Raw genomic sequence first — 12,305 nt, 5'->3', positions numbered from 1 at the left:
CGGCGCCATGTTACGCCCAGTGCCATGCTCAGCTTTTAATGACCCTTTTAGTTCAACCGCCACTAAGTTCGCCACATCAGCCATAAATTGCTCGTATCGGCTTACTTGCTCTGGTGTATCAAAAGCTTGGGTGAATACAAAATGCAGATTTCCGGCAAGTGCATGGCCAAAAATAATGGCTTCATCATAACCATATTTAATAAATAATTGATGCAGCGCATTCACGCCATCAGCTAATTTATCAAGGGCAAAGGCAACATCTTCAATTATCACAGTAGTGCCAGTTTCGCGCACCGCGCCAACAGCAGGAAACGTGCCTTTACGGATATTCCAAAGTGCCGCATTACGAGCGCTGTCTGCTGAAAACTCAATCGCTGCCAGTTGGCTTTGTTTAAACTCAGCAAGAAGTTGCTCGGTGATGTTAGTGAGCGCATCGAGATCATGTGCATTTTCAGCTCTTAACTCAATTAACAGTGCCGCTGATTGTTCTGGGTAGCTGGCCACTTCTTTTGGCATTATAGCGTGTTCAGACACCGACATCAGAGCACGTTTATCTAGTAGCTCAACAGCAGCAACATCAAGCTCACTCAGCCTTTGTACCAGCTCACACACCTTGCTGATATCGTCAAAAATAAAGAAACCTGTGTGTTTGTACTTATGCTCAACCACAGTGCGGTAGGTGATATCGGCGATAAAAGCTAACGTACCTTCAGAGCCAATAATGAGGTGCTTTATGATTTCGATTGGATCAGAAAAATCCAGCAGCGCGTTTAGACCATAGCCTGTGGTATTTTTTAAACGATATTTATGGGCGATTCGCTCACTCAAATCGGGATTTTGCTTTACGATATCAACTAGGCTCATTAGCTCATCAACCCAAGGGCTATGACTTTGCAAAAAGGCATTGCAGCTTTGGCTATCAGCCGTATTAAGCACAGTGCCATCGGCAAAAATGAGGGTCATATCTTTTACTGTGTGGTAGCTGTTTTGCGCCACTCCACAACACATGCCCGATGAATTATTTGCCGCCATCCCCGCTATTTTACAGCTATTAATTGAAGCGGGATCAGGGCCAATTTTTTTACCAAACGGTGCTAATACTTGATTTACTCGAGCACCAATGATCGCCGGTTGTAAGCGTATTGCTTCAGCGTCATCAAGGATTTCAAACTTGCTCCAACTATCGCACAACAAAACCAATACCGAATCGGTAATTGCTTGCCCAGATAAACTCGTTCCGGCGGCGCGAAATGTGATGGGTACGTGTTGCTCGTTGGCAGCAATGATCACTTGCCTTGCTTGATTTTGGTTGCTCACTAATACAATTAACTCAGGGATTAATCGATAAAAGCTGGCGTCTGTTCCGTACGCATAACGGCGCGAGTAATCTTCTATTAATGCAGACTCTGGTAAAAAAGGTTTAATTTGCTGTTTAAATGCGTGTAATCGAGTTAAAGCCATCTCGCCCCCAGGCTTGTCATATTTACGCTGATGATTATGGAATATATTATTACTTTAAATTGTACTAAAAAGCGACCCATTAAATTGATAAATTATCAACTTGTCACGCTTTTAATAAGTATAAAGGTTTGTTTATTTAAGCCTGTTAGCCCTATTTGGTGATCTAGCTTAGCTTTTTGCAGTCGGACTGAAAAACCGCTAGGGTAGCAAAAAAATACTGTATTTATATTTAAAAACCCATTAACATCAAGAATAATTTATTCTAAAAACTAAATAAGCGTTTTGCTTTGGAGCTTGCTGTGTTAAATAAGTTTGCACTATCGTCACTGGTTATCGGATTAGGGTGTTTCATGCCATTACAATCATCATTTGCTGAGTCTGCATTAACTTTAAAACAACAGTTAGGGCAAAAGCTCATGCTTGACCTACGTTATTACTGCGAACAAGACCCGGGTGAACAAAAATGCCGTACACCGGTGACAGAGCTACCGGCCGATTTAGCGAATATCATCACTAAACATAATATTGGTGGGGTGATTTTATTTGCAGAAAATATCGATACCGTACCGCAAGTTATCAAACTTAATAATGATCTACAAAAAGCCGCAGCTAAGTCAGAGTTAGGCTTACCGCTGTTTATTTCGATAGACCAAGAAGGTGGCCGAGTTGCCCGTATTCCTCGTGATGTAGGCACGTCGTTTACCGGTAACATGTCGATTGGTGCGACCTATAAAGAACATGGTACCCACTTCGCAACTGAATCTGCACGCATTATTGCCGACGAGCTATTGGCACTGGGTGTGAATGTTAACTATGCACCCACGGTCGATGTAAACATGAACCCAGATAACCCAGTTATTAACGTGCGTTCTTACGGTGAAGATCCGCAATTGGTTGCAAAACTAGGTGGTGCCCAAGTGGCAGGGTTTGAAAACAACGGCGTTATTTCATCGTTAAAGCACTTTCCGGGACATGGCGATACCAATGTAGATAGCCACACAGGCCTGCCAAAAGTAATGCACGATAAAGAAACTATTTGGCAGCAAGATCTCCCTCCTTTTAAAGAAATTATTAAAAACCAACAACCGGGTATGATCATGACTGCACATATCCAATACCCTGCCCTTGATGACAGCACGTTTGTCAGTAAAGAAGGCAAAACCATGATCAAACCTGCAACGATGTCGCGCAAAATCATCACTGATTTATTACGGGACGAACTCGGTTATCAAGGTGTGGTGATCACAGATGCTCTCGATATGGCGGGGATCAGCCACTTTTTCGAACCAATTGAAGCGGTCGTCAATACCTTTGCAGCGGGTGTTGATATTGCCCTTATGCCAATCGAAATCAGAAGCCCTAAAGACTTAGCAGTACTTGAAGCTCTGATTGAGCGATTAGAGCAAGAAGTACAACGCGGCACGTTAAATGCCAACGAAATGAGCGCGTCTGCAACACGTATTTTAAAACTTAAAGAAAAGTTTAAACTGACCTCTTCGCTTGATGACGAGGCAGCCATCAAAAAAGCGCAGCTTTTACTCGGTGATCAAAGCCATAGAAAAGTAGAAGCGGAATTAGCATTGGCAGCTATCACCGAAGTGAAAAACGAGAAAAACACCCTACCGCTTAACATTAAATCGGGCAGCAAAGTGCATATTATTATGCCAGATACTCGTAAATGCTATGCTCTGCAGCAGGCGTTAATTGATAACACCGATAAGCTAATCAGCTTTAGTTGTACGAGTTTGCAAGGTTATGAGCCACTTGCAGCATTAAAAGAAATTAACGAAGCCGACATAATCATTGCCGCTAATGCGTCACCAAAACAAAGTGCTGTTGAAGTCGGCGGGATGGATGACTTAGCTGATAACCCTGAGTTTGCAATTGCTAAGGCCGACCAATCTGCGGCATTAGAATCACTGCTAAAACAAGCAAAATTAGCCCATAAAAAGACCGTATTTGTCAGCTTACGCGCCCCTTACGATATTGCCCAATTTGGAAAATTTGGCGATGCTGTACTTGCCACCTATGCTTACAATATAGATGTAGATACAGATGAAAAGATTGCTGGTCCTGCTTTTACAGCGCTGGCAAACGTTTTACTAGGGAAAGCCCCTGCTAAAGGGCAGCTGCCCGTTACTATTAATGACCTGAACTGAGTGTTATTGTAGCAACAATGGGCAAGTGTTAATTTCAAGGAGAGTCACATGCAAAAAAATGCATCTTTAACCACTCCAGCGGCTATTCGTAAAATGGTACGCGAGGGTGACTACACTGGCAATACATCGGGCTTTGCTCCGGGCTTTGTGCAAGCTAATTTAGTGATTTTACCTAAACAATACGCGTTTGATTTTTTGCAGTTTAGCCAAGCAAACCCAAAAGCTTGCCCAATCATTGCAACTAGCCATATACCGGGCGTTACCGATATGCCAACTGTTGGTGAAGACATTGATATTCGTAGCGACTTACCCCGTTACCGCGTCTTTAAACAAGGTCAAATGGTTGAAGAGGTTACCGATATTACGAATCATTGGCGCGACGATTTAGTCACCTTTTTAATTGGTTGCTCGTTCTCATTTGAAGAAGCACTAATTGCTGCGGGCCTTGAGATCAGAAACATCAGCGAACAAAAAAATGTGCCTATGTATGTGACCAATATGGCTTGCCAAAGTGCAGGGATTTTTCACGCCAATATGGTTGTAAGCATGCGCCCAATGAAACCTGCCGATGCCATTCGCGCGATCCAAATTTGCAGCCGTTTTCCAAGTGTACATGGTGCGCCAGTGCATTTTGGTGACCCTGCTGCAATTGGCATTAAAGATATCAACAAACCTGAGTTTGGTGATGCGGTGACCATTAAAGAAGGCGAAGTGCCCGTATTTTGGGCCTGTGGTGTGACTCCACAAGTTGCAATTGCCAACGCGGCACCTGATTTTTGTATCACGCATAGCCCAGGGCATATGCTGATCACCGATATTCCAAATAGTAAAATGGCAGCGTTATAAATGACGATGAAACTAAACTGTGACCTTGGCGAAAGCTTTGGCATGTGGAAAATGGGCTTAGACGAGCAAGTTATGCCACATATTGATATGGCAAATATTGCTTGTGGCTTTCATGCTGGCGATGCCGATGTGATGGCAAACACCCTAGCCCTCGCCAAGCAACACAAAGTAATGGTTGGCGCACATCCAAGTTACCCAGATAAGCAAGGCTTTGGTCGCCGCTCAATGGCTATGAGCGAAAAAGAGCTGACTAATTGCCTGCATTATCAAATTGCTGCAATTGATGGTATGGCTGCAGTACATGGTTTAACGCTCGAATACGTTAAGCCACACGGCGCATTGTATAACGATATGATGAGTGACGAGCAAACGCTGAATATTGTTATGCGCGCAGTGGCAAGTTATGCAAAGCCATTAAAGTTGATGATTTTAGCTACCAACCAAGCAGCCAAACACAAAGTACAAGCAAAAGAGCTTGAACTAGAACTCATTTTAGAAGCGTTTGCCGACCGTCAATACACAGACGAAGGTAAACTTGTTGCGCGCTCTTTAGCCGGCAGTGTACACGACAAACCGGCGCTAATGGCACAGGTAAAACAGTTAGTTGCACATGGCACAGTTACAACGCGAAGTGGTCAGCAGCTGGCACTTAATGCCGACAGCCTGTGTGTACATGGCGATAATGAAGCGGGTATTGCGCTCATTCAAGAGATCAAAGTACTATGTCAGCAAGCCTAAGCGACGCAGCGCTCAGCCAACAAATTGAAACCATGATGGTTGAACAAAACCCGCGTGGTATGCAGCATTTGTACGCAAAACAACTAACGGGTACGTATTTACGTGCAGCAAAATACCTTTATAAAGCACAAGGTACTGTGTTGATAGGTACGGGCTTTGCGGTTAACAATACTTTCGAAACCGATGGTCCGGTTGGTGCAATTGCACTTTACAAGGTGCTCGAAAAGCTTGGTAAACAGCCTATTTTGGTTACTGGCAACCCCCTTTACAGTGCCTTGAAAAATGACTTTAACTGTTTTGAGTTACCAATTAATAGCATTGATAATGCACACACTTTTAGCATTAAAGCCCTTGCGCAGTTAAAGCCTGATTGTGTTTTATCAATAGAACGCCCGGGGCTTAACGAGCATCAGCGTTATTATAATATGCGCGGTATTGATATTTCGGAGCATTGTGGCTGCTTTGATTTTTTTGTGACAAAAGCACCCTGCCCCACCATAGCGATTGGTGATGGCGGTAACGAAATAGGCATGGGTAACCTTGCACAGCATATGCAAGCGCTAAACATCACTCCTTGTTTAACAACCTGTGATGAGCTGTTACTTGCCGATGTATCTAACTGGGCAGCATACGGGCTCATTGCCTTTTTAAGTCGCTGGCATAACACAGATTTGCTGGCTGATATTGAGCCACTCAACATTTTGCATTATCTAAGTGAGCGCGGTAGTGTCGATGGCGTCACCCATAAAAATGAGCTCACCGAAGACGGCCTGCATGCTATGCATGGTCAACAATTAATAACTCGGCTTCGCCAACTTGGCGGCTTTACGACAGAGAATGAGGTTTAACTATGGGCACGGTATACCTAAACGGTGAATACCTTGGCGCTGATGAAGCAAAGATTTCACCAATGGATCGCGGCTTCTTATTTGGCGATGGCATCTATGAAGTGATCCCATCATACCAAGGTAAAATGCTAGGCTTTGGCGCACATATTGAACGTATGAATAACGGTTTAAACGAACTTGAAATTAAGCTCGATTACAGTGCCGATACGTGGCGTAAAATCTGTAATGATTTATGCGAGAAAAACCAAGGTGATAATCTAGGGGTTTATTTGCACGTTAGCCGCGGCGCCGACACTAAACGTGCTCACGGTTACCCAACTAATATTACCCCGACCGTATTCGCGTTTGCTTTTGAAATTCCAGCAGAGCCAAAAGGCGATATCGACAATGCAACAACTTACACTGTATCGCTTGAGCAAGACCGTCGCTGGCAACGTTGCCATATTAAATCAACGGCTCTGCTTGGCAACGTGATCCATTATCAACATGGCGCAGCAGCAGGTAATAAAGAAACCATTCTATTTAACCGCTTAGAAGAAATTACCGAAGCTAGTTCAAGTAACGTGTTTATTGTTAAAGATGGTGTGATCAGTACGCCACCACTCGATAACCAAATTTTACCGGGGATCACCCGCTGGTTAATCCTCAATATTCTTCACAGTTACAGTGACTTTAAAGTGCAAGAGCGCATTATTAGTAAAGATGAGTTACTTGATGCCGACGAAGTATGGATCACCAGCGCCACTAAAGAAGTTGGCCCAGTTGTAAAAGTAAATGGCAAGTTAGTTGGCGATGGTAAACCTGGTGCAGTTTGGCAACAAGTACAAAGCCTGTTTTCCAAGCATAAGTTTGATTACTAATTTAATCGCACTAAAAACAAACGCCTACTGCAAGTAGGCGTTTTTGTTTTAGCTTTTATTTGCTTTATAAGGCCAAGCTTGCAATAGGCCGTCACTGGTTTCTGAATATAGTTGCTTACCATCGTAAGCCACACTTAGTACTGACGTACGTTGGCGCTGTTGTTTAGCTTCGTATTCAGCGATTAATTCACCATCTGCAACGCGATATAAACGCATCTTCATTTTTGGTGAGCCCGTTAATAGCCATTTATCTTGATTGATAAATTGCGATGCAGTGAATTCAATAAAGTTAGAGTATGAGGCCACTTCTGATAGCTCTTTTTGATTGGCTAAATCAAAAAATACACGGTCATCAACCGAGTCAATTGCAAAGCCCAAGCTTGCTGTTTTATTTAAAGTAACGTGATTCACTCTAGTCGCTAAACGCTCTTCAAAGCGAGTGCTACCATCACTTGTTGACCAAAGCTTAACGTACTTGTCGCTTGAGCCGGTAAACGCCCACTGACCATCAGCCGATAACGCCACGCTATTAATATCTAAGCGATGAATATCAAAACGCTTAGTATCACCTGTGCGAGTATTTATTACCTCAGCCTTGCCGCTACGATAAGCGATAACCAAAGTATCGCCTACGGCTGAAATAGCGATGTCTCTAGCGATTTCTTGCCCGGTAAGCCAAGTACCAATACTACGCCCAGTGCGAGTATCGTATAAAGTCACCGATAATCGATTTGAAATGAAAAAACGAGATTTGTTAGCGCTAAAGCCCACAAGCTCAATATGTTCAGCGCCCTGCCCTGTTATACAATCGTATAAACGCGTTTTTAACTGATTATCCCAAACGCACACCTCAGATTGGGTTGCCACTAACGCGTGACTCGCATCCTCGGTTAGCGCCGTGGCACTTAGTAGCTCATTGCCATGGGCAAACTCACTACTAGCAGGAGCAGTAAACACCTCACCTCCACCACAGCCCAAAAGGCTCAGTGCAAATACACAAGAAAGGGATTGAAGCAGTTTCGACGTCATGATAATTCTCAATTTTTATAATTATTTTGTATAGAAGCAGTGTAATGAAAATAAGCAGAAGTTGGTAGGGGAACTAGCTGTCAGCTGTCAGCTGTCAGCCATCAGGTTGAGAGTCGAGGTGCGAAATGCGAGATGCGAGGTACGAGATGCGAGGTACGAAATGCGAGGTACGAAATGCGAAATGCGAGGTGCGAAATGCGAGGTACGAAATGCGAGGTGCGAGGGACGAGGTGTGAAATGCGAGGTACGAGATGCGAGGTACGAAATGCGAAAGTCGAGATGCGAGGGACGAGAAACGAGATGCGAAGTATGAGATTCGAGGTGCGAAATGCGAGGTACGAGATGTGAGGTAGGAGGTGCTTTAGCGCCGAATAACAGCTTCCTAATCACAGCTTAAGATTACCCTACGATTTTCTTGTAGGCGTGAAATTTATTTCGCGCGACTTTTTGCGAGTTGTAGGTCGTGCTTTAGCGCGTTTTCTAAAAAGTTCGCTTTGCTTACCATGAAATCTATTGTTCTAGTTAGTGCTTGAAACAGATTCACAATTAACAGTCGATTTTTTTAATGTTTTATCTAACTTACGAGTTACTAACAGCTCCCCGTTTTCAACGGTTAAACTTACATTTTTATACCAATCATCAAAACTGACTTTAGTTGCACTAGCTGGTAATTCAAATCCAAACGCGGAATCAATCTGCTCTAAGCTTGTTGGAATTTCTTTCTTCAAACACCAGTATAAGCCACTCAAGGCGCCAAAAAGATCGTCTGGTTCTTCTGCGTATACGGGATGCCAAACTAAACAATAGACAATGAAATACACTAATTTTTTCATAATTCTGCACATTTACTTTAAATGAATTGCTATCACTAACATGTGTATAAAACACAGGAGCTTGTCAATTTTGAGCATGCATACCTTACAAAGGTATAACAGTTCTGCTCATAGCTACCTGAAAACCAGTCCAAATGAACCATAATGTTCTAAGCTGGTGAAACTTACTCTTTATTATCTAAAACCTCAGTTAAATAGGCTAGACCCAGTTTCCTAGAGCCTAGCGTCTGTTAACTTTACTCTTTCTAACTTTCCCCTTGCTAACTTTCTTTACCCATGCGTAAAACAAAACACATTAAGTTTATTACCGTCTAGGTCTCTAAAGTATCCCGCATAAAAGCCGGGCATTTCTCGTGGGCCGGGGGCTCCTTCGTCTGTGCCACCTAATTCTATGGCCTTTTTATAAAAGGCATCTACTTGGGCTGGGGTTTCGACTGCTAGAGCAATCATAGTGCCGTTACCCACTGTAGCTTTTTCATCGTTATAAGGTTTGGTAACCGCAAAACCGGGCTTATCTTGGCCTGTGCTCCATGCGACAAAGCGGTCAGTTTCTAAAAAGCGCTCGGCGTTTAGAGTGGCGAACAATTCATCGTAATACTTTACTGCTTTAGCTAGGTTGTTAGTGCCTAACATTGTGTAACCTATCATTGTGTGCTCCTTACGTTTAAAAGTGTCTGTACTCAACATAAAAGGGAAATGACCATCTGTCTATTGATTTCTCCATTCATCGCAATGGACTATATTTCTGATGGTTGTTACTTTATAACAGGTTAACACGCCCTAATTACTGCTCACTAACAAGGAAATAAAATGAAGTTTAAAACGTCTTTAGCACTGCTTGCAGCAGCTAGCTTTTACAGCCATGCAGGAGCTAGCAATACCTTTCAACTTGAAAATGTTTTTGATCTTGAATATGCCAACCAAATAGAAATGACAAAAAATGGCGATACAATTTACTTCGTGCGTAATCGCATGGATATCAAAAGCGACCGTAAAGTCAGTAATATTTGGTCAGTAAACCCAGATGGTAAAACCATGCTACCGCTAACATCTGGCGTGCATATGGATTACGCTCCGGTATTGTCACCAGATGAAACTCGTTTAGCGTTTATTTCTACCCGAGATGGTAGCAGCCAAATCTATGTAAAATGGTTAAAAACCGGTAACGTAGCAAAAATTAGTAACCTAACGCAAAGCCCTGGCGGATTAACTTGGACGCCAGATGGTAAACAATTGGTGTTTAGCCAGTTTGTGCCAGCAAAATCAGCAAGCCCAGTATCTTTACCGGGTAAGCCTGAAGGCGCTAAGTGGGCTGAGCCAGCTAAATATATTGACGATACCTATTACCGTGCCGATGGCGGTGGCTACTCTGAAAAAGGCTATCGTCACTTTTTTATCATCAGTGCAACGGGCGGCAATGCACGTCAATTAAGCGCTGGTGATTTTGATCATGGTGGTGCTATTAGCTTTAACGAAAAAGGCGATGCGTTTTATTTTTCGGCTAATCGTTATGAAGATAATGAATTACACCCAACTGAATCTGAAATCTATAAACTTAGCTTAGCGGATCGTTCAATTACCCAAATAACAGACCGTAAAGGCCCAGATTCACGTCCTAAAGTCTCTCCAAATGGTCGTTACCTGGCATACACAGGCTATGACGACAAAAAGACTAACTATGAAAACAGCGACATTTATTTACTTGATTTAAAATCAGGTAAAACCTCAGTACTCACTGCTGATTTAGACCGCAGTGTCGAAAGCATTAAATGGGATGATAGCGGCAGAGGTCTTTATTTTAGCTACGATAGCGAAGGCAAAACACACTTAGCTTACCAGCCACGTAGTGGTAAACATAAAGTGATTACCTCAGAGATTGGTAGTGTCGCCTTTGGTCGTCCGTATTCAGGTGGTGATTTTGATGTGAGCGAAGATGGTGAAGTTGCATTCACACTCGCAGATACACAGCGCCCAGCTGATGTAGCATTAATTAAGCGCGGTAAAACGGCTCGTTTAACGCAATTAAACGAAGATGCGCTGGGCGACAAAGAGCTAGCCAAGGTTGAAGAAATTTGGGTTAAATCAAGCCACGACGGTTTGGCTATTCAAGGTTGGATTGCTTACCCACCGGGCTTTGATAAAAACAAAAAGTACCCACTTGTTTTAGAGATCCACGGCGGTCCTGTTGCAAACTACGGCCCTCACTTTAGCCCTGAAGTACAATTATACGCAGCCAAAGGTAATGTTGTACTTTATATGAACCCGCGCGGCAGTGACTCATACGGCAAAGAATTTGCGCAAACAATTCATCATAACTACCCAAGTAATGACTTTGATGACTTAATGACAGGTGTTGATGCTGTCATCAATAAAGGCTTTATTGATGAAAGCAAACTATTCGTTACCGGCGGTTCAGGTGGTGGTGTATTAACTGCATGGATTGTGGGTCATACAGACCGCTTTGCAGCTGCTGTTGTTGCTAAACCTGTTATCAATTGGATCAGCTTTGTACTAACTGCTGACTTCTACCCTTTCTTTGCTGACTATTGGTTCCCAGGTAAACCATGGGACAATATTGAGCATTATATGAAGCGCTCTCCAATTAGCTATGTGGGCAATGTAAAAACACCAACTATGCTATTAACCGGTGAATCAGACTATCGTACGCCGATTTCTGAAACCGAGCAATTTTACCAAGCATTAAAGCTACAAGGCGTTGATACAGCGATGGTGCGTATTCCTAATGCTTCACATGGTATTACCGCTCGCCCATCAAACCTGATGACCAAAGTCGCCTATATTCAATGGTGGTTTGATAAGCATAGTGAGTAGTTGCAAGTTAGCAAGTTAGCAAGTTAGCAAGTTAGCAAGTTAGCAAGTTAGCAAGTTAGCAAGTTAGCAAGTTAGCAAAGCATTGTGGCGCGATTTTATATCGCGCCATATCCGAAACGTCATTTAATAAAACCATAACGCGGGGTAAACCCGCTGCTACTTTCCCCTTTCTAACTTTCCCCTCGCTAACTTCTTCCCCTGTAAACCCCCTTTACAGTCAAAATGTGAGTAACTCCTTACATACATCATTCAAATATCGGACATTAATCCAAAAGCAGTTAGTAAAAAATCGGTTTATAGCCAAAATCAGTAACTTGAGTTAGTAAAAAATCGGTTTGTGCCGCTAAAAACCTAGCTTCAGTTAGTAAAATTTTGGTTTGTAAGGATGTTGAGTTGGTAAAAAATCGGTTTATAGCTTGGGTGAGTTAATAAAAAATCGGTTTGTAAATCGCAAAATTTTACAAAACAGTCCTAAATTGCCGTTTATATGACCTAATTTTAGCCATTCTAGAGGTTGTGCTATGCCAATAAGCACTAAATTAAGGCCCATAAGGCGGAGGTAGTTAAATCCTGATCTAAAATTCTTAGGCTGGTAAATGCGTGATCTGTATTTTTATAAGCTAGTAAATGGCTGATCCAAGACTTGGTTAAAGAGTGATCCGAGATACGGGTTGCGGGTTGCGGGTTGCGGGTTGCGAG

At 42.9% G+C, this 12,305-nt stretch carries 10 protein-coding genes; 6 read left to right on the top strand and 4 right to left on the bottom strand.

All coding sequences use genetic code 11. The features are described 5' to 3' along the window. Positions 1 to 1,461 (bottom strand): FAD-binding oxidoreductase (locus AUR67_RS05150; protein WP_152996487.1); only part of this gene is annotated, 1,461 nt, incomplete at its 3' end. A 350-nt stretch (positions 1,462 to 1,811) separates the two neighbouring features. Between AUR67_RS05150 and AUR67_RS05145 the strand changes: the two genes are divergently transcribed. From AUR67_RS05145 to AUR67_RS05125, 5 genes are read left to right on the top strand one after another with little or no spacing between them, the layout of a single operon-like run. Continuing rightward, complete coding sequence (locus AUR67_RS05145; RefSeq protein ID WP_058584408.1) at positions 1,812 to 3,620, top strand: glycoside hydrolase family 3 protein; 1,809 nt, start codon at positions 1,812 to 1,814, stop codon at positions 3,618 to 3,620. A gap of 48 nt (positions 3,621 to 3,668) precedes the next feature. After that, positions 3,669 to 4,466: a putative hydro-lyase gene (locus AUR67_RS05140; protein WP_058584407.1), complete on the top strand. Its 798-nt coding sequence runs from the start codon at positions 3,669 to 3,671 to the stop codon at positions 4,464 to 4,466. Positions 4,467 to 4,472: 6 nt separating this feature from the next. Continuing rightward, entirely contained in the window at positions 4,473 to 5,204 is a 732-nt protein-coding gene (locus AUR67_RS05135) for a 5-oxoprolinase subunit PxpA (RefSeq protein ID WP_058584409.1), read from the top strand. After that, positions 5,189 to 6,052: a glutamate cyclase domain-containing protein gene (locus AUR67_RS05130; protein ID WP_058584406.1), complete on the top strand. Its 864-nt coding sequence runs from the start codon at positions 5,189 to 5,191 to the stop codon at positions 6,050 to 6,052. The genes AUR67_RS05135 and AUR67_RS05130 overlap by 16 nt, the downstream gene beginning before the upstream one ends. 2 nt (positions 6,053 to 6,054) lie before the next feature. Further along, positions 6,055 to 6,912, top strand: a complete 858-nt coding sequence (locus AUR67_RS05125; protein ID WP_058584405.1) for an aminotransferase class IV — start codon at positions 6,055 to 6,057, stop codon at positions 6,910 to 6,912. A 48-nt stretch (positions 6,913 to 6,960) separates the two neighbouring features. On the opposite strand, the gene AUR67_RS05120 is transcribed toward AUR67_RS05125, so the two are convergent. From AUR67_RS05120 to AUR67_RS05110, 3 genes are all read right to left on the bottom strand, one after another. Continuing rightward, positions 6,961 to 7,941: a WD40 repeat domain-containing protein gene (locus AUR67_RS05120; protein WP_152996486.1), complete on the bottom strand. Its 981-nt coding sequence runs from the start codon at positions 7,939 to 7,941 to the stop codon at positions 6,961 to 6,963. Positions 7,942 to 8,459: 518 nt separating this feature from the next. Next, on the bottom strand, positions 8,460 to 8,774 hold the full coding sequence (locus AUR67_RS05115; RefSeq protein ID WP_058584403.1) for a hypothetical protein: 315 nt from the start codon (positions 8,772 to 8,774) through the stop codon (positions 8,460 to 8,462). 270 nt (positions 8,775 to 9,044) lie between these two features. Beyond that, a complete protein-coding gene (locus AUR67_RS05110; RefSeq protein ID WP_055021764.1) occupies positions 9,045 to 9,422 on the bottom strand; it encodes a VOC family protein in 378 nt (125 codons plus the stop codon). 162 nt (positions 9,423 to 9,584) lie between these two features. Here AUR67_RS05110 and AUR67_RS05105 point away from each other — a divergent pair, with 162 nt between their 5' ends. Further along, the gene (locus AUR67_RS05105) at positions 9,585 to 11,606 is read left to right on the top strand and encodes a prolyl oligopeptidase family serine peptidase (RefSeq protein ID WP_058584402.1); all 2,022 of its coding nucleotides are present in this window, start codon (positions 9,585 to 9,587) and stop codon (positions 11,604 to 11,606) included. The last annotated feature ends 699 nt before the right edge of the window (positions 11,607 to 12,305 follow it).

The organism is Pseudoalteromonas sp. XI10, from assembly GCF_001469895.1.
GTDB lineage: Bacteria > Pseudomonadota > Gammaproteobacteria > Enterobacterales > Alteromonadaceae > Pseudoalteromonas.
This window is presented reverse-complemented; position numbering and strand designations above follow the sequence as displayed.

What these genes read in the sequence shown, in the direction of transcription:
- AUR67_RS05130 (WP_058584406.1), top strand. Translation starts at nt 5,189, where the DNA reads ATGTCAGCAAGCCTAAGCGACGCAGCGCTCAGCCAACAAATTGAAACC.
- AUR67_RS05125 (WP_058584405.1), top strand. Translation starts at nt 6,055, where the DNA reads ATGGGCACGGTATACCTAAACGGTGAATACCTTGGCGCTGATGAAGCA.
- AUR67_RS05140 (WP_058584407.1), top strand. Translation starts at nt 3,669, where the DNA reads ATGCAAAAAAATGCATCTTTAACCACTCCAGCGGCTATTCGTAAAATG.
- AUR67_RS05145 (WP_058584408.1), top strand. Translation starts at nt 1,812, where the DNA reads ATGCCATTACAATCATCATTTGCTGAGTCTGCATTAACTTTAAAACAA.
- AUR67_RS05105 (WP_058584402.1), top strand. Translation starts at nt 9,585, where the DNA reads ATGAAGTTTAAAACGTCTTTAGCACTGCTTGCAGCAGCTAGCTTTTAC.
- AUR67_RS05120 (WP_152996486.1), bottom strand. Translation starts at nt 7,941, where the DNA reads ATGACGTCGAAACTGCTTCAATCCCTTTCTTGTGTATTTGCACTGAGC.
- AUR67_RS05135 (WP_058584409.1), top strand. Translation starts at nt 4,473, where the DNA reads ATGAAACTAAACTGTGACCTTGGCGAAAGCTTTGGCATGTGGAAAATG.
- AUR67_RS05115 (WP_058584403.1), bottom strand. Translation starts at nt 8,774, where the DNA reads ATGAAAAAATTAGTGTATTTCATTGTCTATTGTTTAGTTTGGCATCCC.
- AUR67_RS05110 (WP_055021764.1), bottom strand. Translation starts at nt 9,422, where the DNA reads ATGATAGGTTACACAATGTTAGGCACTAACAACCTAGCTAAAGCAGTA.